The following is a 21,132-nucleotide window of genomic DNA, read 5'->3' on the forward strand; positions in this document are numbered from 1 at the left end:
TAAATATGCAACTGTCTGACTTTTCCTTTGAATTACCCGATGAACTTATTGCCCGTTACCCTCTCGAATCACGTAGTGCTTCACGTTTATTGCATTTAGACGCAAAGGGTCAATATCACGATCACATGTTCACAGATATTATCGATCTGTTTGAAGAAGGTGATTTGTTGGTACTCAACGATACCAAAGTAATGAAAGCTCGTCTTAAAGGAAAACGTGCCACAGGTGGTGCTATTGAAATTTTGGTTGAGCGTATGCTGAACCACACCACAGCGTATTGCCATATTAAAGCGAGTAACTCGCCTAAAGCAGGAGCTGAGCTTTTTGTCGGTGCAGACAATATTCCTGTAATTGTGCGAGGCCGTCACGAAAACTTATTTGTCGTTGAGTTTTCACAGCCAATTTTACCTGTACTTGAGCAATATGGTCAGTTACCTATTCCGCCTTACTTTAACCGTGAAGCAGAAGAAATTGACACTGAACGCTATCAAACGGTTTTCCATAACCCAGAAAAAATTGCCAGTGTGGCTGCACCAACGGCAAGCTTGCACTTTGATGAAGAGTTGTTAGCAAAGTTAGATCAAAAAGGGGTTAAGAAAACGTTTGTGACTCTTCACGTCGGTGCAGGTACTTTTATGCCTGTACGCACTGATGACATTACCAACCATGTCATGCACAGTGAATGGTGTGATGTTCCTCAAGAAACCATTGATTTAATTTTAGCGACTAAAGCACGTGGCAATAAAGTAATTGCTGTTGGTACAACCGCAACGCGTGCTTTAGAAAGTGCAGCCCAAGCACACGGCGGAAAAATCGCAGCATGGACTGGTGATACGCAAATCTTTATTTATCCGGGTTATGAGTTCTGTATCGTAGACCGTTTAATTACCAACTTCCATTTACCTGAGTCTACCCTGCTCATGTTAGTTTCAGCATTGTCAAATAGAGACAATATTTTGGCTGCTTACGAACATGCAGTCAAAGACCGCTATCGCTTCTTTAGTTACGGCGATGCGATGCTGATTGATAAATTAGAAGTTTAAAAATTAAAGCTGGGTTAAATCTTATTAGTTAATTTGAGGTTTAACCCAGCATCTATAATTAAAATAAAAATAGTCTTGGTATTTCTATTTATCTCTTTCAATTTAAAGGATAATCTAGGTTTAGCACTTTATGATAATCATCTCATTACCTTCATGCCAATTGATACCGTACAACAAGCACTTCATATAAGACGTAAAAAAAATACACAGGTCTTTCGTAATATTGCTCGACTTTGGGACGCGGGACAAAAGTCACAAACAGATCAAGAGCTCTTAAATGCGTTACATCCATGGCGTGAAGATCATAACCTTCGTTTTGTTAATGTATTGCCGTATTTGTTAGGTATTTGCAGTATTACGACGCTATTATTTGGATATTTTTTTCATCCTCATATTCAATATATTTGGAGTCTGTTATGGGCATTTTTAACGGGTTTTCTGGCCTATTTGCTCTATGAACCGCAAAAGCCTCTAACCGAAGTTATTCACTATTTAGAACAGCGTATGACTGCTTTACGTTATGGCCTGCAGTTTCAGCAGTTACCAGCTTATCTTCCAATTCAAGCCCAACCCATTTTAGTCTTAAGCAGACTAAAGCAATATTTCCCATTGTTTAATCGAGGCAATGAATCGAATGAAATTACAGAGTTTGCTTCAGTGACATGGAATGATGGCATTACAGATCATCAAGTCCTGCTATTTAAATATCACTATGTAAATAACTTACCTATTCTTCAAGATCAAAACAGCGATAAAAAAATAGTAAAAGAGATTCATAAAGATTTATGGGGCGCTTTTATTTTTCAAATACCAGCCTTAGGTATTGCTGTAAGTAATCAACGTTCTCGCTTTTTTGAACCATACTTATGCGAATGGCAAAGTACTGACATTCTGATTAACCAAGAGCTCAATATCTTCGGTACTGACCAGCACCAGTTAGCTAAAGAAATTAGTCCAAGTTTAACTTTAAAACTTCATGATTTTTTTCAACATTTTACCGGTGATTTAATTTATCATCATGAAGAGCAAATATTATGTTATCTCGGTGAGCAAGATCTTTTTCAAACCACCAGCAAACGTAGTGAAATTCATGATATTCCAGCATTACGTGGACATTTACGTACCATGACCATGCCGCAATATGAAAAATTTCAACAATTAATGCTTAATTTAATTAAATAAATCTCTCGTAGTGCCGAACTGGCTACTTATTAAAAATAAGAAGTTAAAAGGTTCAATGAGAGAATAAAAATAAGAGGAGTGAAAATGAAAGGTTTATTCATTTTCTTGGGGATATTCGTTGTACTGATTGCCTGGGGCATCCACATTCGTAACAACATTGTGCGGTATTTTAACGCGACCAAACGCGCTTGGGCTGAGGTTGCAAATTTCGAACGCCAAAAAGTAAAAACACTTGAAGCATTAGAAACTACTCTCAATCAATATACTCAGTTCGAGAAGTCGACTCTAGAAAAAGTGACTGCCTTACGTCAGCAAATTCTCAGTTTAAATGTCGATCATACTGATATTGCTCAATTACAGCAGATTGAAAAAATGAGCAAAGAGCTGATCCGCAGCCTAAATGTTATAGTTGAAAACTATCCTGAATTAAAAGCAGATACGCTCTATAGTAAAATGATGGATGATATTCAGGAACAAAACGAAAATGTTGGCGCTGCAATCAGCATTTTTAACCGCAATGTCGAAGTATTTAACAACCAGATTGAAGTATTTCCAAATAATCTGATTAATACAATGACTTTATCTAAAAAAGCAATTCGTCCTTTTCGCGATAATTTGGCTACAGACAATTTTGACTATAAACCGAACTTTTAGTCTTAATAAAAAAGTGGCCATTCAATCGGGAAATTGACCTATTTTATAGCCAGCTACATTTAGTAGTAGAACTACGTCGCAGAATCAAGGAAAATAGCCCTCTTATTTTTAGGGCTATTTGTGTTTTTAAATTGGTCTTCCTGTTTAAAAACTCCTCATATTACAGCCCCTATTTAGCAGCGAACTGTTTTTTCGCCCTTGCACTGCCCTGCGGCATTGCTTGCTATTGTTCAGGATTTTTAGATGAAGTTTGAAAAATTAGGTCAGTCGGGTCGTGCCCGTCGTGGTCGTTTAACTTTAGAACATGGTGTGGTTGAAACACCTGTTTTTATGCCAGTGGGGACTTACGGTACAGTCAAAGGCATGTTGCCACGTGATATCGAAGATATTCAGGCACAAATTATTTTAGGTAATACTTTCCATTTATATTTGCGTCCGGGCCTTGAAGTAATCAAGCAACACGGCGGATTACATGACTTTATTAAATGGAATAAGCCAATTTTAACTGACTCTGGCGGCTTCCAAGTATTTAGTCTTGGCGCTATGCGTAAAATTAAGGAAGAAGGTGTTACTTTCCGTTCCCCGATCGATGGTTCAAAAGTGTTTTTATCGCCTGAAATTTCAATGGAAATTCAGCATGTATTGAACTCTGACATCGTCATGATTTTTGATGAATGTACACCGTACCCTGCAACACATGAAGAAGCACAAAAATCATTACAGCTTTCTTTGCGCTGGGCAAAACGTTGTAAAACGCATCACCACGATGAGCTTAAAAATAAAAATGCCTTATTCGGCATTATTCAGGGCGGTATGTATGAAGACTTACGTGATGAGTCTTTAAATGGCCTTCTTGAAGTTGGTTTCGATGGTTATGCAATTGGCGGTTTATCTGTAGGTGAACCAAAAGAAGAGATGATCAAAGTTTTAGATTATCTTCCAAACAAAATGCCACATGACAAACCACGCTACTTAATGGGCGTAGGTAAACCAGAAGATATCGTTGAAGCGGTGCGCCGTGGTGTCGATATGTTTGACTGCGTAATGCCAACACGTAATGCACGTAATGGTCATTATTTTGTCACTGATGGTCTGGTACGTATTCGTAATAGTAAATATCGCAATGACCAAGGACCACTTGACCCACACTGTGATTGCTACACATGTAAGAACTTTACCCGTGCTTATCTGTTCCACCTTGAAAAATGTGGAGAGATGTTGGCGTCTATGCTCGGTACTATTCATAACTTACGTTATTACCAACGTTTAACTGAAGGTATGCGTGACGCATTAGATAATGGCACTTTTGATGAATTTGTTCAGGACTTTTATACCCGCCGTGGATTAGAAGTTCCACCTTGCCCTATCGATGAATAAGCGAGATTTGCGCTCAACCTCAAGACAAGGTAAATTGCAAAACGAATTAGGATTATGTCAGGTATCTGACTCATATTTTTTAACTTTAGGAAATTAAAATGAGCTTGTTCATTTCTACTGCACATGCAGCTCCAGCAGCAGCCCAAAGCCCTGGTCTTTTGCCAAACATTTTGATGATTGTTGTATTCGTTGCAATCTTCTATTTCTTAATCTGGCGCCCTCAAGCAAAACGCGCAAAAGAACACCGTTCTTTAATCGAAAGCTTAGGTGTAGGTAGCGAAGTTGTTTTTGCTGGCGGTTTAATGGGCAAAGTAACCAAACTTGAAGGTGACTATGCGGTTGTTGAACTTAACCGTGGTGTAGAAGTAAAAATTCAGCGTGCCAGCGTAATTTCTGTATTACCTGAAGGCACTCTAAATAACCTTTAATCATAAAACAGTCGTGCTTTAGCACGGCTTTTTCATTTAAGAAGAAAGCGAATGCGTTACCCTGCATGGAAATATTTACTGATTCTGGTTGTTCTGGTAGTCAGTACATTATACGCACTGCCTAGTCTATATCCGGATGAGCCCGCAGTTCAAATTTCCGGTGCCAAAGCTGGTACCCAAATTGATCAAAGTGTGGTGCAAAAAGCAGAGCAAATTTTAAAAACAGCAAATATTGCAAGCCACGATAATACTTTTACAAATAATGCTGCTCTCTTGCGTGTCAGCTCTTCTGAAGCGCAGTTAAAAGCAAAAGAAGTATTACGCCGTGACTTAGGTGATCAATACGTTGTTGCCCTAAACCTTGCACCAACTACACCAGAATGGTTGCAAAAAATTGGGGCTAAACCAATGAAACTTGGTTTGGACTTACGTGGTGGTGTTCACTTCTTGCTAGAAGTAGATATGGACAAAGCCATTTCCCAACGTATGGAAACCTCTGCAACTGATTTGCGTCGTCAGTTCCGTGAAAACAAAATTAAATTTAACAACCTTGCGTTAAATAATAATGTGATCACTGTTCAATTTGCTGACAACGCTGATCGTGATGCAGCAATGGATTTTTTACGCCGTAATGGTAATGAATATACCCAACAGGCATTAGCGAGCGCGACAGGTTCTACCTTAAAACTCACTTATACTGATGTACGTCGTCAAGAAATTCAGGCATATGCAGTCAATCAGAACTTAACAACACTACGTAACCGTATTAACGAACTTGGTGTTGCAGAAGCATTAGTACAAAGTCAGGGTAGCAACCGTATTGTCGTTGAATTACCGGGTGTTCAAGATACAGCAGAAGCTAAACGTGTTTTAGGACGTACTGCTAACCTCGAATTCCGTTTGGTATCTGACTTAAATGATCAATATATTGACCCATATACGGGTAAATATAACGGTCAACCTTTACCTCCGGGTACAGAAGTTTTCGCTTATCAATCTTTAGATAGCGGTCGTCAACTTCTGTTGCAACGTAACCGTATCTTGACTGGTGAACGTGTTCAAAATGCAAGTTCTGGCTTTAGCCAAGACTCTGGCGGTGCCGAAGTAAATATTACGCTCGACAGTGCTGGTGGTAAGCTCATGTCAGATGCAACCCGTAATGCTGTTGGTAAACGCATGGCGGTATTGTTCATCGAAAACAAGCAAAAGATTAGCTATGTTACAGATCCAAAAACTGGTGCTCAAACAGAAGTTCGTACACCATATACCGAATCTGTCGTCATTAATGCTGCAACAGTTCAAGCTGTTTTAGGTTCAACTTTCCGTATTACCGGTTTAAGTTCACCTCAAGAAGCATCTGAACTTGCATTGATGCTACGTGCTGGTGCTTTAGCTGCGCCAATGTACTTCGTTGAAGAACGTGTGGTTGGTCCAAGCCTTGGTCAAGAAAACATTGATAAAGGTGTACTCTCAACTCAAATCGGTTTCTTACTTGTTGCAATCTGGATGGTCGTTTTCTTCCGCGTATTCGGCTTGATTGCGAACTTTGCACTTGTATTTAACTTGGCAATGATTTTAACCGTTATGTCTTGGATAGGGGCTTCACTCACCTTACCAGGTATTGCCGGTATCGTTATTACCATTGGTATGGCGGTCGATGCCAACGTACTGATATGTGAGCGTATTCGAGAAGAAATGCTCTGGGGTGCCTCACCCAAACAGGCCATTGTGGCGGGTTATGATCGAGCCTATAACACCATCTTTGACTCGAACTTAACCACGTTCCTCGTTGCATTCATTCTATTTGCAATTGGTACAGGCCCGATCAAAGGTTTCGCCGTAACATTAATGATTGGTATCGTATGTTCGATGTTTACTGCAATTACAGTAACACGTGCAATCGTACAGCTCATTTATGGTAAACGCCGTAATTTGAAAAAGTTGAGCATTTAAGGAGATCTATGATGACTAAAGTGACTCAACAGCCTTCAAAACAATATGGTCGTCCGGATGATGCAAAAATCATCCCGTTCATGAAGATTGCTAAACCAGCAGCAATCTTCTCGATCCTTATTACTTTAGCAAGTATTTTCTTTATTGCGACTAAAGGTCTTAACTTAGGTTTGGACTTTACAGGTGGTGTTTCTGCCGAACTTAACTATGCACAACCAGCAAATCAGTCTGACGTTATTCAGGCACTCGACAAAGCTGGTTTTAAAGATGCAGTAGTACAAACGCTAGGTAGTAATAAAGACTTACTCGTGCGTATGCCAGTACAAGAAGTTAAGGTTGAAGATCTTAATAACGCGATTACCAAAGCTGTGCAATTACCAAATAATGCTGCCGAAGTTCATAAAGTGGACTCTGTAGGCGGTCAGGTGGGTAATGAGCTTTATGTTCGTTCGGCTGGAGCGGTTGCTCTTGCGCTGATCTTAATGTTGATCTACGTGACCATTCGCTTTGAGTTTAAACTCGCGATGGGTGCCGTAATGTCTTTATTCCATGACATCATCATTATTATTGGTGCATTTGCATTATTCCAATGGCCATTTGACCTAACAGTTTTAGCTGCGGTACTCGCGGTGATTGGCTTCTCGCTTAACGATAACATCGTGGTTTCAGACCGTATCCGTGAAAACTTCCGTAAGATTCGCGGCGCAACTCCACGTGAAATCGTGGATATTGCTTTAACTGAGACTTTACGTCGTACTATTCATACCTCAATGACATTATTGCTTGTTGTACTTGCAATGATGTTCTTGGGTGGTGATGGCTTACACTGGTTCTCTGTAGCAATGTTTGTAGGTGTCTTTGTCGGTACTTACTCTTCGATTTATATCGGTACAGCATTTGCGTTGTGGCGTGGTCTTAACCGTCAAGACTTTATCGTTCAGGTTAAACCTGAATTTGAAGATGAAATTCCTTGATTGTCTAAATAAGACTATAAAAAAACCGCGATTTATTCGCGGTTTTTTTATTAAGCTCAAAATTTATTTACGGCGTAATGCATCCGAAATTGCTTCAACCAATTGTTGAGAAATTTCTTGCTTCGATGCTTTTTCTAACTCACGCTTTTTCATATGGTAGCTTTGGGCAAAGAAGACAGTCATCGCATTTTCATCCGAAGCAAAACCAATATCGGCACGAGAAACATCGTTACACGCAATCATATCTAGTTTTTTAGCAACCAGTTTACCTGCTGCATATTCTTCAACATTTTGCGTTTCGGCAGCAAAACCCACCATAAATGGACGTTTTTCCTGAGCGGCAATAGTTGCCACAATATCCGGATTTTTTACAAGGGAAACATTCAGCTCATCCCCTGCTTTCTTAATCTTGTGCTCAGCCACTTCAGCGACGCGATAATCGGCTACTGCCGCTGTAGCAATGAAAATGTCACATCCGGTCTCAAGTGAACTCATGCTGACATCTAACATTTGTCGTGCAGATGCAACATTTACACGTTGAACACCATTTGGCGTATCTAAACTTACAGGACCAGCAATTAAAGTCACTTTTGCGCCCGCCGCATAACATGCAGCCGCTAAAGCAAAACCCATTTTTCCAGTACTATGATTTGAGATATAACGAACAGGATCAATCGCTTCACGTGTTGGTCCAGCAGTAATCACAACTCGCTTACCTGCCAACAAACCAAATTTTTCAGCAATCGCACGTTGGGCTTGATGGAAATAACCCGCCACTTGCCTTGCAATTTCTTCCGGTTCCGGCATACGGCCTAAACCAACATCACCACAAGCCTGCTCACCTGAATCCGGCATAATCACATGCACACCATCTTCAACCAGAGTTTGCAAATTACGCTGGGTTGCTTTTGCAGCCCACATTTGCTGGTTCATTGCTGGTGCAACCCACACAGGTGCTTTAGTTGCTAAAAATAAAGTACTCAGTAAGTCATCTGCCAAACCATTAGCAAACTTAGCTAGGGTGTCACAGCTTGCTGGAGCAACCAGTAACAAATCAGCCCAACGAGCCAATTCAATATGGCCCATTCCAGCTTCAGCCTCTGGGTCTAAAAGCTCGGTATGTACAGGATTTCCAGAAAGAGCCTGAAACGTTAGAGGGGTAATAAATGCTTGAGCTCCGTGTGTCATCACAACCCGAACGTCAAAACCATAATCTTTAAGACGACGGACCAAAATGGCACTCTTATAGGCAGCAATCCCACCTGTAACAGCTAAAACAATGTTTTTATGAGGAATAACACTTAAATCAAAGCTCACGAACAGGATACCTTTCTGTTGCAGTGGCGCTCACAATAGCATTAAATACGCGCAGACCCAAGATTGATTGGGCAAACAAAATAAATTTTTAAGCAGAATATTGCTGGGGAATATGAATACTTCTATTAAAAATTGGCCAGAACAAGAACGGCCAAGAGAACGGTTATTACAACAAGGCCCTCAAAGTCTCTCTGACTCTGAATTACTCGCGATCTTTCTTCGCTCAGGTTCACGTCAACATTCGGCTGTTGAACTCGCCCGCTTACTGATTCAACAATTCGGAAGCCTCAATGCTGTTTTCGATGCTTCTTTCAATGAATTAGCTCAATTTAATGGTATTGGAGCTACGAAGTATTCCCAATTATTGGCCGTAAAAGAACTTGGACGGCGTTATCTCGACTATCATTTTAGTCAAACTGAACTAAGCCTTCATTCATCTCATTTAGTTCTAGATTATCTGCGTTATGAGTTAAAAGGTGAAAAACAGGAAGTCTTTGCGGTACTTTGCTTAGATGCCGAACTACGAAAATTGCATTTTAAAAAGTTATTTTTTGGTTCAGTTCAACACTGCGCCGTTTCAGTGAATCAAACCTTACGATATGCCTTACAACAGCACGCTTGCCAATTGGTAATAGCTCATAACCACCCATTTGGTTCCGCACAGCCCTCTCTCGAAGATATTAAACTCACAGAGCAACTTGAACAGGCCTGTCAGCTTTTAGAAATTCGTCTACTGGACCATTTTATTATCTCGCCAGAAGGTAGCTTTTCATTTGCTGAACAACAACTGCTCAACCCTACTTTAATAGCCGTTCAATGATATTGACAAAGCATCACTAAGCTTAGAATATCAAAAACAAAAATAGCGACGTTTAAAATAAAATGATTGTTCGTGAACAGCCCAGTATTTTTAAAGTTTTATTCTCTTGGCGAGGGACGATATTACCAAAAATTTTGCCCTCTTTAGGGGTGGTAATGCTGATTTCGGCAATCATTGGTGGGGTTGAATATATTAATCTCTACCGTTTTCCAGAAATTCCTTTAGTTGGCTTCACCTTAATTGGCGTTGTACTTTCTATTTTTTTAGGCTTTAAAAATACGGCGTGTTATGACCGCTGGTGGGAGGCACGGAAACTATGGGGTGTACTCATTGCGACTTCACGTCACTTTGACCGCGACTGTCGTATTTTAACTCAAGCCCGTCGTGAACGAGTCATTCATCACGTTATTGTGTTTGCAAATGTGTTACGTGACCGTTTACGCCGCCAAACGGCCAACCCAACCGAGTTAATACAAACCAGTGGTATGAGTCAACAAGCATTGACTCAGCTATACCAACAAAATAATGCGCCGCAATATACGCTCAGTCTTATTCAATGGGAGTTATTACAAGCGCTTAAAGAAGGTGAAATCTCAGATATTATTTATGCTCAAATGAATAAAAATGTTGCAGATTTAAGTGTTGTACAGACTGGCTGTGACCGTATTGCAAATACTCCTATTCCTTTTGCTTATTCAGTCTTGCTCAACCGCACTGTTTACTTTTTCTGTTTTATGTTGCCATTTAGCTTAGGTTCTTTGCTTGGCTTAGCAACACCTTTACTGGTTGGAATTTTAGCATATACCTTCTTAGGTCTAGATGCCCTAAGCTCTGAAATTGAAGAACCTTTTGGTACTCAAAGTAATGATTTACCATTAGATGCAATGGTCCGGAGTATCGAAATTGAACTTTTAGGAACGCTGGGTAAACCAACACCTCCTCCAATTCAAGCTCAAGATAACAACTTACTCTAGGACATTATTAGAGAAAACGTTCCCAAATACCCAACTGATCACTCTTTGGCTTAGGCGTATTACCTAATTTAACCCATGGCATATTTTCACCATGAAAATCACTGCCAATTGAAACCGCCAGATGATGCTGATCAATCATACGATCAATCATTTGGCGAGTAGATAAAGGATCTACAGGTGGCGGCAACTCTACGGCGTCACCACCACAACTCGCAAATAACTCAATCAAATAGCGTGTATTAGTTGCAGATAAATCATAACGAGTTGGATGAGCTAAAACTGCCAAGCCTTTACTATTATGAATAACCTCTATCGTTTCTTTTAAGCCCAAGCCTTCAAACTTTACAAAGGCACGCTTACCTTCTTTTAAAAAACGGTCAAAAGCTTGTTGAGGACGACTTACTACATTCTTTTCAACTAAGGTTTTGGCAATGTGTGTTCTGGTAATACGGTCTGGTTGATTTTCAACTTTATCAAGCACATCTTGATAAATATCAAAGCCAATACACTTTTTTAATAGTTCACAAATAACTTCTGCTCTTTGTGCTCTAATTCTTTTTTGTTGTTCTAATGCTTCCAAAATTGGTGCTTCATCTTGCATGTTTAAAGCCACAATATGCACGCCATAGCTTTTTTTTGTGCTTAGTCTAGACCATTGGCTTGAGATCTCAACACCAGAAATGATTTTTAAATCATGGGCTTGCGCTGCTTTCTTTGCACGCTGTAAGCCATCCATTGTATCGTGATCAGTAAGCGCCAAGGTATGCAGGTTCACATTCACAGCAGCTTGCACCAGCAATTCCGGAGACAAAGTTCCATCAGAAATATTGCTATGTGTATGTAAATCTATGCCTTGCATCTTTTATACTATGCCATTCACCAAACCTGATCAGATACTCTAACATGAAAGCACTTCTGGACTTTGTTCCATTAATTATTTTCTTCTATTTATATAAAACTGTTGATCCTGCGAATGCTCATCACCCGTTGCTAAAATTGATCGGTTCCGCTGGCGGTGTAAATAACAATAATATTCTGGTCGCTACAACAGGCTTAATTATTTCAATGCTTATCGTGTATGGTGCTTTGTTCATCATTCAAAAATTCCGCCTAGATAAACAGCAGTGGATTGTACTGTTTATGACTGTTATTTTTGGTGGCATTACACTCATGTTAAGCGATGATTTTTATATTCGTTTAAAAGCTGCAATTTTGAACTTAGTATTTGCTGGTGCTTTCTTAGTTTCACCTTGGTTTGGTAAGGAACGTAAACCTCTCATTAAACGTTTATTTGATCCAATTTTAGAGCTAAGTGAAAAAGGTTGGAAAAATTTAAATTTCGCTTGGGCAGCTATGTTTGTCGTCATGTCCGGTTTACATATTTTCTTCGCGTTTTTATTTCATGGCGGAAAATATTGGGGTGAATTTACGGCATTTGGTGACATGATCGTCATGTTTTCATTTATCATTATTCAGTTCATTATTTTACGCAAACATTTTAAGTCAACAGATGCTTAATGTGATTTCGGTTTGATTATAGAGATACGATGACATGCCTTTTTTTGTTCTAAGCTGCACCGATAACGAAGGAACTCTAGAGAAACGTTTAGCAGTACGCCCTCAACATATCGAACGTTTACAAAAACTTGATGATGAAGGTCGTCTTGTTGCCGCTGGAGCTATGCCAAAAGATCCGAATGATCCACAGGCTGGTTTTTACGGTAGTACTATGATTGTAGAGTTTGATAGCCGTGAAGCTTTAGATGAATGGTTAAAAGAAGAACCATTTTTGAAAGAAGGCATTTATAGCCATATTGATGTCAAACCGTTTAATAAAGCATTTCCAAAAGGGTAAACGCATGCAGTTTGCAACCAAAAGCTTTCTTGGCTTGTGTTTGATATGTTCAACTGCCGGAGCAGTTGAACCTGCTGCGACGCCAGCAACACCATCTACTGTGCCTTCAACTCAGGCGCCTAAACCAGCGCCTACTTCTGCAACTGTAGCCAAACCGACCACTACAACGGCGGCAACTACAGCACAGCCGCTTACCGCAGAACAAATCGCAAAAAATAAGCAACAGCAAGATGCAAAAATCAAAGCTTTAGTTCAAGATCAGGCATCTCGTCTTAAACAGCTAGAACATGCAAATCTTGAAGCACTTGCACAAAACCAAGAGTTACAGCTAAAGAACGATAACTTGTCTGTTCAGGTACAAGTTTTACAAAGTGAACGTAGTGCTCAAATGTTCTTATATGGCGCAGTAACACTAGCAGGCGGCGTACTACTTGGTTTCTTTATCGCTAGTTATGTTTACACCAAACGTCGTCGTCAGTGGTAATTCTGAGCGACTTATTAAACCGAATGAACAAATCAAACCGTATACAAACTGCTGAGCTGGATTGGGAATCTATTGATGGTATTGAGGTTCCCATTTCCAAACAATTTGGTGATGTCTATTTTTCCAAAGATAATGGTCTGCTCGAAACAAGACATGTATTTTTAAATGGCAATGACCTATCAGAACAATTAGCTAATTTACAAGACTTTGAATATTTTAGTGTAGGAGAAACCGGGTTTGGTACCGGTTTAAATATTCTTGCACTCTGGCAGCTTTGGCAGCAGGTCCGTCCTAATAACCACAGCCATTTACATGCAATTAGCGTAGAAAAATTTCCTTTAAGTAAAGCAGATCTCATCCGTGCACTCGATGTATGGGATGAACTTAAGCCACTTGCGAAACAACTTATTGAACAATATCCCTTGCCTATTGCAGGTTGCCATCGTTTAAATTTTCCAGAAGAACGTTTTAGCATCGATCTATGGCTAGGAGATGCGCAAGATATTTTTCCAAGTATGGTAAAAACGAAAGCAGTAAATGCTTGGTTCCTAGATGGATTTGCACCTTCGTGTAATCCAGATATGTGGGAACAAAACGTTTTAAACAATATTGTACGTCTTTCTGACTATGGCACTACCTTTGCCTCGTTTAGTGTAGCTGGTATTCTCAAACGTGGACTAAAAGCTCATGGCATTGATATTTCACGTCCTCGCGGTTTCGGTCATAAACGTGAAATGCTTAAAGCAGTTTGGGAAGCACCTTTAAGTGAAGACACTGCACTAGAACCAGATAACCATATTCTCAATTTTACACAGCAGCATATCGCCGTGATTGGCGCAGGGATTGCTGGTTTAAGCACAGCTTGGGCATTTGCCGAACGTGGGCATCAAGTTACCCTATTCGAGCGTACAGCGCTTTTAGCAGGGGCTTCTGGCAACCCTTTAGCACTGCTCAATCCTAAATTATGCCCAATTGAACAAAGTCATGAACATCTAATGACTTTAAGCTGGCAACATGCGTTGAATTTCTATAAAAACTTTCAAGCATTTCGCCCAATTCAAATACAGCAAATGGCATTAAAAAATGCCCAAGATCTTCTCGATCTTGCTGATCAATATCCTGCTGATATTGTTACACATCAAACAAGCTCACTTGAATCGGACTATCCACACATTGTATTAAGTGAGGCCGGAGCAGTTTCTCCACACCAGTTACGTGATGAAATTTTGCAGCATTCAGGTATTGAGTTAAAAATTGCCAATATCACAGCACTTGTTTCTTTTGAAAATAAAGTTCAATTAAAAACGAATGACGAAATCATTGCAGAAGCAGATCATGTTGTGGTGTGCTGTGCCCGAGAAAGTGCCGCTTTATTTGAGAACTATCCCCCTTTAAAGCCAATACGTGGACAAGTGAGCTGGGTTGATAATTCTTTTGGACCTCTACCTTTGCATGAAGCGTATAGCTATGGTGGCTACTGCATGCAGCTTAACTCTTCTCAACTCATTTTAGGGGCATCTTTCTATCCGAACCGAGAAGATCAAGAAGTACAGCTTGACGATCATGTGCATAACTTTGAATTAATCCACAGTGTCTTCCCTACTTATGCAAAACAATTACCACCTGTAGAACAATGGCAAGGTCGGGCAGCTGTGCGTGCTCAAAGTCCAGATTATTTCCCACTTGTAGGCAAAATGCAGAGTGAAAGCCGTATTTCTACCTTTGCAGGTCTAGGTTCAAAAGGTTTTTTATTTGCGCCGCTTTGTAGTGAAGTTTTAGTGGCCCAAATTTTAGGTGAAGCTTGTCCTGTTCCAAAAAGCCTATTAAAGAAATTAAGTGCCGAGCGCTTTCAAAAGAAAGTTAAACCTAAGAAACCTTATTTCCAATCTCAATAGTGCACTTGAGAAAATTTTGTTCCAATAAAAAAGCACCCGAAGGTGCTTTTTTTATGCGCCCTGCTCTAGAGGTAAACCTGCATCACGAGCTGCACGCGTCCCCCCCATCAGCACGACATATTCACGCGAGGCATCTAAGTCTTCTAGTTTCTCAGCTGCACGAGGAGCTTTGCTACCACCACCACATAAAATATAAATCGGCTGATCCGCAGCGACCTGGTTCAAAATATCAGCATTTAAATCATTAATCGGGCGACTTACCGCACCTTTAACATGCCCTTCTGCATAAGCACTTGAATCACGGACATCCCAGATAACAGCGTTTTCTGGGAACTCAAATGTTGTAATTTCTTGTTTACGGATCATTGTGCACTCCTTTGATGTAAACAACACTTGGCAAATGAAGAAAACCCTCTTAGCATCTCAAATATTCTTTCACTTTGTAAAGGTCTAAACTATGCCTTCTTTCGATATTGTTTCTGAATTAGAGTTATTTGAAGTTAATCATGCAGTTCAAAACACACAAAAAGAGATTGCAACACGCTTTGACTTCCGTGGTCACGATGTTTCTATCGAATTAAATGAAAAAAATAAAGAGATTAAAATCAGCACAGAAAGTGATTTCCAGTGTGAACAAGTTTATAACATGTTAGAAAATCATTTTTATAAACGTAAAATTGATGTGCAGGCACTTGATCCACAAAAAGCTGCTGCGTCAGGTAAAAATTTTGTACAAGTCATTAAGCTTAAAGATGGTCTTGACTCTGATACAGCAAAAAAAATTAATAAAGCCATTAAAGAAAGCGGCGTTAAAGTCCAATCTTCTATTCAAGGCGACAAAATCCGTGTGACCGATAAAAAACGTGACACTTTGCAACAAGTCATGACTTTTTTACGTGAACAACAATTCGGTGTGCCATTACAATTTAATAACTTTAAAGATTAATATCTTTTAGCGACATTCAAAGTTAAGGTAATCCCATGTCTCAATCCAATCGACTATTAAAACTGGTAAAAGCAACTTCAAAATTTCCTAAAGGTGTTCGAAGTACGCTTTGGAGCAAGGCATTTGGCCGTATTGTGCCAATGGTGGGTACAGCAAATATTCGCTATCTAGAAGTAGATGTAAACCATGTAACTGTTCGCTTAGAGAACCAGAAAAACATGCAGAATCATATTAAAGGTGTACATGCGGCAGCAATGGCACTTTTAGCAGAGACTGCAACAGGTTTTTTAACGGGTTTACATATTCCTGATAACCGCATTTTATTAATCAAATCATTACATGTTGATTATTTAAAAGTTGTTGAAGGTGGTTTGACAGCAACAGCGACTCTCTCTGCAGAACAGCAAAAATATATTGCTGATCATGAGAAAGGTGAACTTGTTATTCCGGTTACCGTTATTGATGATGCGGGTAATGAACCGATTCAATGTCAAATGCTGTGGGCATGGTTACCTAAACGTAAGAAATGATAACTAATCTAAAATATTTTTAGATTGATATTTACCTCAAGATATAAAACTATAACTTTATATCTTGAGGTCATAATGAAAAAAATACTGATCCTATCCTCGTTATTTACCAGTTTTATATTTACAGCTGTGACGACTCACGCTGCCGAACCCACAAATAAAACCAATAAAATTGTTCAAACAAAAACTGAGTCAATCGATAAAATAAGTGCCCAAAATAAAAAAATAGTAGTCGACTTTTATGAAGGTGTCTTTTTAAAACATCAAGTTAAAGAATATGCCGACCGTTATATTGGTCATCAATATATCCAACACAATCCCAACGTTCCTGATGGGAAGGCTCCTTTCGTGAATTTCTTTACTGAGAAATTCCAAAAAAATCCACAAGCAAAAAATGAAATTAAGCGCGCAATCGCTGAAGGTAATCTGGTGGTTTTACACGTCCACTCTACGGAAAATGACAAAGATAGAGGCAGAGCAATTGTTGATATTTTCCGTGTAGAAAATGGAAAAATTGTAGAGCACTGGGATGTTATACAAAACATTCCCGAACAAAGTAAAAACTCTAATACAATGTTTTAGTTTTAAAAATTAAACTATTTAAAGAAAAATTAAAGCCTGAATACTGATATTCAGGCTTTAAATGTTTTATTGAGTTTCTAAAAACTTCTGCTTCGCTTCTTCAGGAATTTGACGCTTATTACCTTTTACATCAACAGCAACAAAGGTGAACACCCCTTCGGTGATACGAATTGGAGCACGAGAATCATCATGACTGTCCCAAACTTCAATTTGCATTTGAATAGAGGTATTACCTACTTTTAAGATTTTGGTATAGCAGCTAATCACAAAGCCTACTTTTACCGGAACCAAAAAGGTCATCTGATTAATGGAAATCGTGGCACAACGTCCACGACTAAAACGCTCAGCGTGAATTGCTCCAGCCAAGTCCATTTGTGACACGATCCACCCACCAAATACATCACCGCTCCAGTTTGTATCTGCTGGCATGGCAATCGTTTGTAAGGATAAAATTCCTTCTGGTTTGGTATAAGCTTCTGACACCTTAGCTCCCGAAATTCGTTTGAAGTTGTTGATCTAGCCACTGCTGCAATTCAGGAGCACGTAATGCGCCGCTCATTCGAGCAACTTCTGTGGTTTTATTCATTAATACAAGGGTAGGAATACTTCTCACATTAAATGCTTGGCTTAAGCGAGGAGATTCTTCAGTATTAATCTTGGCAAAAATAACACGTGGATTCTGTTTTGCTACTTGCGCAAAATGTGGCGCCATCATTTTACAAGGTCCGCACCATTCTGCCCATAAATCTATCAAAATAGGCAGATCACTATTCGTGATATAGTTACTAAAGTTTTGTTCATTTAACTCAATCGGTGCAAGCGGAAGTAATGGCTGATGGCATTGGCCACAACTCGGTTGCGCACTAAGTTTTTCCTCTGGAACTCTATTTTTTGCACCACACGATGCACATACAATAATCATTTACATCACTCCTATATGTTGATGTAAAAATTCTAATTGGGTCGTCACTGCTTTTTCAAACCATGCGCCGTGATAGATATCAAAATGTTTCATATCCCACTCATGATAACTCACAAAAGGAGCAATATTGGTCGCAGCTTCACGACTAGACTCAATTGGAATTAAAGAATCATGCTGAGCAGCAATAAATAAAACTGGGATATTAATCTGACGGACGAGTTGAATTGGACGGTAACGCATCAAATTAAAAAAAACACGCGCAGGGACTTCGCCACTCCAATAATAATCTGGATTCACAATCGACAAATATCCATAGTAACTATCTGCTGTTGGCATAAAACATAATTTAAATTGGTCAACAACAGGTAATCTCTTGGGATTAAGGCCCATCTTAGAGCCCATATAATCTTGGCTCGACAATTTTAAAGCTTGGGGATAACGCTGTAATGGATATAGTTTTGCTGTTTCAGCACCGTCTACATATGGAATTTGTACCATAATGGCCTGAATATTTTTTAATTCAGAAGCTAAACTTAGAGCATATCCACCACTTAAAGATGTTCCCCACAATACAATCCGTCTATTATCGATAAGCTTACAGGTGGAGGCGTATTGAATTATGGTCTTCCAATCCTCTAATTGAGAATTGATAGAAATCATTTCTCGGGGCTTACCTGTACTCCCACCCCAATATCGATAATCAAATAAAATCACAGCATAGCCTGCCTGTGCAAAACGCTGTGCATATTGGATAAGCTTGAATTGACGCAATCCAGCAAAACCATGTGCCATGATAATTACCGCAGATTTATTATTTGTTTTTGGAATATAAAAGTCAGCTGCGATCATTTCCTGATCACATGGAACATATAAAGGCTCAACCGTATAAGCGTGCATATGTGCTCCGTGGCATTATGGTCGAAGTAATGAATTTACAAAAAACATCCTGATCGCCTTTTAAAAATCTATAGTTGTTCTTTTACATAACTTTTATCTATGTAGGAACAACGTTTTAGTGTCTTGTATCTCAGGTTAAGCTTAATGCTATGATACAGCATAAGAGGTTTTATTAAATTTTGGAGTGACGAAATGTCAGATAATGTTGGTTTCGCAGGTCAAATTGGTCCAGAACATGTAGATCAAGTTGTAGAAAAAGGTTTTAAATCTATTATTAATAACCGTCCGGATATGGAAGGCGGTCCAGAACAACCAACAAGCGCTCAAATTGAAGAAGCAGCACGTCAGGCAGGACTAGATTACGTTTACCAACCTGTAGTTGCAGGTCAAATTACTGAGCTTGATGTCCGTACTTTTGCAAATCACTATAATGAACTTCCAAAACCTGTTCTCATGTTTTGCCGAACAGGAAATCGTTCAAACAATCTTTATCAATTAGCAAAACAAATGGATTTGTTAGACGATTAATTCTTTGAATACAATTACTAAAAGCTTTATTTTTATTTAAAGATAGAGCTTTTTTAATAAAAAAATATATACAACTGCATCAATTCAACAGATATAAAAACGGTCTTCAGCTAAAGTATTCAAATCACATTAAATTTCTCAGTTCTCTTATGAATAAACTTATATTTTTATTGGTCAGTTGTCTTATTCTTAGTGCATGCTCATCTATGCAGGTCCGACCTACCGTAGGTGTTAGTATGGGAACACAACTCTAAAAAAAGAAGCAGCATTTAAGCTGCTTCTTTTTATATTAATTACCATTTGAACAGTTTGGATCTATTCCATATGGACTTAATATATTCGGAGCAATAAGATCACTTACAGTAACATCTTTAGTTAAATAACCTAAAGTCAAAGATGTAGATCCTTTAATTAAACTTCCCGAAACTGTAGATTTAGCCGTTAACTGAACAGTTAACCAAGATGCATAAATTTTAGGGTATTGAATCTTAAGATCAAAACGACCATTTCCATCTGTTGTATATTTATTATTAGTTGCAGCAGTACCTGAACTATTAATATACGATACTACCTGAACTGTAGAATTTTCTTTCAGCGGCTTTAATTGATTAACAACCTCGCCATTAATATTTACGGCTTGAACTGGTGAAGTACATGCAGCTCTAGCAATAGGTAAATATTCATCTGGCTTACCATCTGCAGGAGTAGACGTGTCAACAAAAGCAAATTGCCCCTTATAATAAGCAAGCGCATTAACGCCCATTGTTACGTCTTGATTTGGTATTGGCTTACCGTCAACATCAGTCACTTGTACTGAGATATTTTTATAGTAGTAAACCCCATCACTAGAGTCTTCCATTGTGGTCGGATTATATGCTACAGAAATAGCGCCTACTGCTACTGGTACATCAGAATTAACAACATCGAGTTTATACGTATAAACTTTTGTTGATTGACCAAAATTAGCTTCTAAAACAAGATCATCTGTCACAAATTGTGCAGCACTATATGATGAAGATCTTTGATTTTCACTAAAAGATAAAGTATAGCTGATCTGACCATTTGCATCAGTTTGTGTCGCATTAGGAGTAAATTTGACACCATTTAAAACAGAATTTCTAACTTTAAGTGTAATCGCTTGATTTGCTAAAGTTGCACCATTTGCATCTACAGCTGTTAATGTAACAGTTGTCTGATCACCTCTAACATTTAATGAGGTCTTTGTAGCATCAAACAATACAATACTCGTAGTATCAGCTTCTGTAGTGCTATTACTACCTGTTACTGTTACAGTCTGTTCTTGCGTAAGAGTATCATTATTCGTGTAGGCTATTAATTTAAAACCATTTTTCACCAAATCATTTATTGAACTCGATGTTTTTGGTGTCTTTATAATATATACAGCATTACCTGCTGCATCTGTAGTTTGAATTGATGCTCCTTCTATAGTTACGTTATTTGTTGGATCTTCTAATTTCAATCTAACTTTAGCGCCAGCAACGCCACCTTTATTTATATCTAAAGCTCTAACAGTAACCGTTAAAGTGTCATTCGTTGCAGCAACTGATAATTTATCTAGTTCTATCTTTAAAGCTGTAGCAGTCGTTTGTTCAGAACCGCTAGTATTGCTTCCAGATGAGGAATTATTACTATTTGATGAACCATTCTGATAATAACCATCACCACCTCCACCGCCACAACTTGCCAACATAATTGACACAGCAATAGCCGACAACTTTAAGGTAAGTTGCTTTTTATACATACTTTTCAT

The 21,132-nt window shown here is 38.9% G+C and carries 24 protein-coding genes; 17 read left to right on the plus strand and 7 right to left on the minus strand.

Annotated features, from left to right (window positions below):
- The first annotated feature begins 5 nt into the window (after positions 1-5).
- The 7 genes from queA to secF all read left to right on the plus strand — a co-directional run bounded on the left by queA (position 6) and on the right by secF (position 7,611).
- The gene (gene queA, locus CSB87_RS06650; RefSeq protein ID WP_002051097.1) at positions 6-1,043 is read left to right on the plus strand and encodes a tRNA preQ1(34) S-adenosylmethionine ribosyltransferase-isomerase QueA; all 1,038 of its coding nucleotides are present in this window, start codon (positions 6-8) and stop codon (positions 1,041-1,043) included.
- 153 nt (positions 1,044-1,196) lie between these two features.
- Positions 1,197-2,225, plus strand: coding sequence for a hypothetical protein (locus tag CSB87_RS06655; protein ID WP_031953340.1), 1,029 nt, complete (start codon positions 1,197-1,199; stop codon positions 2,223-2,225).
- A gap of 84 nt (positions 2,226-2,309) precedes the next feature.
- Positions 2,310-2,879 carry a LemA family protein gene (locus CSB87_RS06660; protein WP_031953341.1) on the plus strand — a complete coding sequence of 190 codons (570 nt, stop codon included), beginning with the start codon at positions 2,310-2,312 and terminating at the stop codon, positions 2,877-2,879.
- Positions 2,880-3,122: 243 nt separating this feature from the next.
- A complete protein-coding gene (gene tgt / locus CSB87_RS06665; RefSeq protein WP_031953342.1) occupies positions 3,123-4,256 on the plus strand; it encodes a tRNA guanosine(34) transglycosylase Tgt in 1,134 nt (377 codons plus the stop codon).
- A gap of 98 nt (positions 4,257-4,354) precedes the next feature.
- Positions 4,355-4,684, plus strand: coding sequence for a preprotein translocase subunit YajC (gene yajC, locus CSB87_RS06670; RefSeq protein ID WP_000051669.1), 330 nt, complete (start codon positions 4,355-4,357; stop codon positions 4,682-4,684).
- Between the two features lie 51 nt (positions 4,685-4,735).
- Positions 4,736-6,637, plus strand: a complete 1,902-nt coding sequence (gene secD, locus CSB87_RS06675) for a protein translocase subunit SecD (RefSeq protein WP_031953343.1) — start codon at positions 4,736-4,738, stop codon at positions 6,635-6,637.
- Between the two features lie 8 nt (positions 6,638-6,645).
- Complete coding sequence (gene secF / locus CSB87_RS06680) at positions 6,646-7,611, plus strand: protein translocase subunit SecF (protein ID WP_019457463.1); 966 nt, start codon at positions 6,646-6,648, stop codon at positions 7,609-7,611.
- 63 nt (positions 7,612-7,674) lie between these two features.
- Here secF and coaBC read toward each other — a convergent pair whose 3' ends face one another.
- Complete coding sequence (coaBC, locus tag CSB87_RS06685) at positions 7,675-8,928, minus strand: bifunctional phosphopantothenoylcysteine decarboxylase/phosphopantothenate--cysteine ligase CoaBC (RefSeq protein WP_004711924.1); 1,254 nt, start codon at positions 8,926-8,928, stop codon at positions 7,675-7,677.
- 100 nt (positions 8,929-9,028) lie between these two features.
- Here coaBC and radC point away from each other — a divergent pair, with 100 nt between their 5' ends.
- Positions 9,029-9,748 (plus strand): RadC family protein, encoded by a 720-nt coding sequence (gene radC, locus CSB87_RS06690; protein ID WP_079377806.1) that lies wholly within the window; start codon positions 9,029-9,031, stop codon positions 9,746-9,748.
- A gap of 62 nt (positions 9,749-9,810) precedes the next feature.
- A complete protein-coding gene (locus CSB87_RS06695) occupies positions 9,811-10,722 on the plus strand; it encodes a bestrophin family protein (RefSeq protein ID WP_004711921.1) in 912 nt (303 codons plus the stop codon).
- Positions 10,723-10,729: 7 nt separating this feature from the next.
- Here CSB87_RS06695 and CSB87_RS06700 read toward each other — a convergent pair whose 3' ends face one another.
- Positions 10,730-11,581, minus strand: coding sequence for a PHP domain-containing protein (locus CSB87_RS06700; protein ID WP_031953346.1), 852 nt, complete (start codon positions 11,579-11,581; stop codon positions 10,730-10,732).
- Between the two features lie 44 nt (positions 11,582-11,625).
- Here CSB87_RS06700 and CSB87_RS06705 point away from each other — a divergent pair, with 44 nt between their 5' ends.
- From CSB87_RS06705 to mnmC, 4 genes are read left to right on the plus strand one after another with little or no spacing between them, the layout of a single operon-like run.
- Complete coding sequence (locus CSB87_RS06705; RefSeq protein ID WP_002051143.1) at positions 11,626-12,240, plus strand: septation protein IspZ; 615 nt, start codon at positions 11,626-11,628, stop codon at positions 12,238-12,240.
- A 34-nt stretch (positions 12,241-12,274) separates the two neighbouring features.
- Positions 12,275-12,577 (plus strand): YciI family protein, encoded by a 303-nt coding sequence (locus CSB87_RS06710; RefSeq protein ID WP_002051453.1) that lies wholly within the window; start codon positions 12,275-12,277, stop codon positions 12,575-12,577.
- Between the two features lie 4 nt (positions 12,578-12,581).
- A complete protein-coding gene (locus CSB87_RS06715) occupies positions 12,582-13,061 on the plus strand; it encodes a hypothetical protein (protein WP_031953347.1) in 480 nt (159 codons plus the stop codon).
- A 23-nt stretch (positions 13,062-13,084) separates the two neighbouring features.
- The gene (mnmC, locus tag CSB87_RS06720; RefSeq protein ID WP_031953348.1) at positions 13,085-14,956 is read left to right on the plus strand and encodes an FAD-dependent 5-carboxymethylaminomethyl-2-thiouridine(34) oxidoreductase MnmC; all 1,872 of its coding nucleotides are present in this window, start codon (positions 13,085-13,087) and stop codon (positions 14,954-14,956) included.
- A 51-nt stretch (positions 14,957-15,007) separates the two neighbouring features.
- Here the strand turns inward: mnmC and CSB87_RS06725 are convergent, their stop codons facing one another.
- Positions 15,008-15,322 carry a rhodanese-like domain-containing protein gene (locus tag CSB87_RS06725; RefSeq protein ID WP_002051246.1) on the minus strand — a complete coding sequence of 105 codons (315 nt, stop codon included), beginning with the start codon at positions 15,320-15,322 and terminating at the stop codon, positions 15,008-15,010.
- Between the two features lie 91 nt (positions 15,323-15,413).
- On the opposite strand from CSB87_RS06725, the gene CSB87_RS06730 reads away from it, so the two are divergent.
- The 3 genes from CSB87_RS06730 (at position 15,414) to CSB87_RS06740 (ending at position 17,014) form a co-directional block, all read left to right on the plus strand.
- Entirely contained in the window at positions 15,414-15,902 is a 489-nt protein-coding gene (locus CSB87_RS06730; protein ID WP_002051423.1) for a YajQ family cyclic di-GMP-binding protein, read from the plus strand.
- A gap of 35 nt (positions 15,903-15,937) precedes the next feature.
- Positions 15,938-16,432 carry a DUF4442 domain-containing protein gene (locus CSB87_RS06735; RefSeq protein ID WP_002051154.1) on the plus strand — a complete coding sequence of 165 codons (495 nt, stop codon included), beginning with the start codon at positions 15,938-15,940 and terminating at the stop codon, positions 16,430-16,432.
- A gap of 75 nt (positions 16,433-16,507) precedes the next feature.
- Complete coding sequence (locus tag CSB87_RS06740) at positions 16,508-17,014, plus strand: ester cyclase (protein WP_002051498.1); 507 nt, start codon at positions 16,508-16,510, stop codon at positions 17,012-17,014.
- 66 nt (positions 17,015-17,080) lie between these two features.
- On the opposite strand, the gene CSB87_RS06745 is transcribed toward CSB87_RS06740, so the two are convergent.
- Genes CSB87_RS06745 through CSB87_RS06755 form a run of 3 tightly spaced genes read right to left on the minus strand, consistent with a single transcriptional unit; the run spans position 17,081 to position 18,833 of the window.
- Positions 17,081-17,497 carry an acyl-CoA thioesterase gene (locus tag CSB87_RS06745; protein ID WP_002051216.1) on the minus strand — a complete coding sequence of 139 codons (417 nt, stop codon included), beginning with the start codon at positions 17,495-17,497 and terminating at the stop codon, positions 17,081-17,083.
- 1 nt (position 17,498) lies between these two features.
- Positions 17,499-17,936, minus strand: a complete 438-nt coding sequence (gene trxC, locus CSB87_RS06750; protein ID WP_002051446.1) for a thioredoxin TrxC — start codon at positions 17,934-17,936, stop codon at positions 17,499-17,501.
- Positions 17,937-18,833, minus strand: a complete 897-nt coding sequence (locus tag CSB87_RS06755) for an alpha/beta hydrolase (protein WP_004711915.1) — start codon at positions 18,831-18,833, stop codon at positions 17,937-17,939. It lies immediately after the preceding gene.
- A gap of 192 nt (positions 18,834-19,025) precedes the next feature.
- On the opposite strand from CSB87_RS06755, the gene CSB87_RS06760 reads away from it, so the two are divergent.
- Positions 19,026-19,361 (plus strand): TIGR01244 family sulfur transferase, encoded by a 336-nt coding sequence (locus CSB87_RS06760; protein ID WP_002051574.1) that lies wholly within the window; start codon positions 19,026-19,028, stop codon positions 19,359-19,361.
- Positions 19,362-19,650: 289 nt separating this feature from the next.
- Here CSB87_RS06760 and CSB87_RS06765 read toward each other — a convergent pair whose 3' ends face one another.
- Entirely contained in the window at positions 19,651-21,132 is a 1,482-nt protein-coding gene (locus tag CSB87_RS06765) for an Ig-like domain-containing protein (protein ID WP_031953350.1), read from the minus strand.

This window comes from Acinetobacter sp. AR_0276 (assembly GCF_003000705.1).
Lineage (GTDB): Bacteria > Pseudomonadota > Gammaproteobacteria > Pseudomonadales > Moraxellaceae > Acinetobacter > Acinetobacter nosocomialis.

Excerpts from the sequence above, each read along its gene's own strand:
- CSB87_RS06740 (WP_002051498.1), top strand. The coding sequence starts at position 16,508 with ATGAAAAAAATACTGATCCTATCCTCGTTATTTACCAGTTTTATATTT.
- trxC (WP_002051446.1), bottom strand. The coding sequence starts at position 17,936 with ATGATTATTGTATGTGCATCGTGTGGTGCAAAAAATAGAGTTCCAGAG.
- CSB87_RS06695 (WP_004711921.1), top strand. The coding sequence starts at position 9,811 with ATGATTGTTCGTGAACAGCCCAGTATTTTTAAAGTTTTATTCTCTTGG.
- CSB87_RS06765 (WP_031953350.1), bottom strand. The coding sequence starts at position 21,132 with ATGAAAAGTATGTATAAAAAGCAACTTACCTTAAAGTTGTCGGCTATT.
- CSB87_RS06755 (WP_004711915.1), bottom strand. The coding sequence starts at position 18,833 with ATGCACGCTTATACGGTTGAGCCTTTATATGTTCCATGTGATCAGGAA.
- queA (WP_002051097.1), top strand. The coding sequence starts at position 6 with ATGCAACTGTCTGACTTTTCCTTTGAATTACCCGATGAACTTATTGCC.
- secF (WP_019457463.1), top strand. The coding sequence starts at position 6,646 with ATGATGACTAAAGTGACTCAACAGCCTTCAAAACAATATGGTCGTCCG.
- CSB87_RS06710 (WP_002051453.1), top strand. The coding sequence starts at position 12,275 with ATGCCTTTTTTTGTTCTAAGCTGCACCGATAACGAAGGAACTCTAGAG.
- tgt (WP_031953342.1), top strand. The coding sequence starts at position 3,123 with ATGAAGTTTGAAAAATTAGGTCAGTCGGGTCGTGCCCGTCGTGGTCGT.
- mnmC (WP_031953348.1), top strand. The coding sequence starts at position 13,085 with ATGAACAAATCAAACCGTATACAAACTGCTGAGCTGGATTGGGAATCT.
- CSB87_RS06760 (WP_002051574.1), top strand. The coding sequence starts at position 19,026 with ATGTCAGATAATGTTGGTTTCGCAGGTCAAATTGGTCCAGAACATGTA.
- CSB87_RS06660 (WP_031953341.1), top strand. The coding sequence starts at position 2,310 with ATGAAAGGTTTATTCATTTTCTTGGGGATATTCGTTGTACTGATTGCC.
- CSB87_RS06705 (WP_002051143.1), top strand. The coding sequence starts at position 11,626 with ATGAAAGCACTTCTGGACTTTGTTCCATTAATTATTTTCTTCTATTTA.
- secD (WP_031953343.1), top strand. The coding sequence starts at position 4,736 with ATGCGTTACCCTGCATGGAAATATTTACTGATTCTGGTTGTTCTGGTA.
- CSB87_RS06725 (WP_002051246.1), bottom strand. The coding sequence starts at position 15,322 with ATGATCCGTAAACAAGAAATTACAACATTTGAGTTCCCAGAAAACGCT.
- CSB87_RS06655 (WP_031953340.1), top strand. The coding sequence starts at position 1,197 with ATGCCAATTGATACCGTACAACAAGCACTTCATATAAGACGTAAAAAA.
- CSB87_RS06700 (WP_031953346.1), bottom strand. The coding sequence starts at position 11,581 with ATGCAAGGCATAGATTTACATACACATAGCAATATTTCTGATGGAACT.
- CSB87_RS06715 (WP_031953347.1), top strand. The coding sequence starts at position 12,582 with ATGCAGTTTGCAACCAAAAGCTTTCTTGGCTTGTGTTTGATATGTTCA.
- yajC (WP_000051669.1), top strand. The coding sequence starts at position 4,355 with ATGAGCTTGTTCATTTCTACTGCACATGCAGCTCCAGCAGCAGCCCAA.
- CSB87_RS06730 (WP_002051423.1), top strand. The coding sequence starts at position 15,414 with ATGCCTTCTTTCGATATTGTTTCTGAATTAGAGTTATTTGAAGTTAAT.
- CSB87_RS06735 (WP_002051154.1), top strand. The coding sequence starts at position 15,938 with ATGTCTCAATCCAATCGACTATTAAAACTGGTAAAAGCAACTTCAAAA.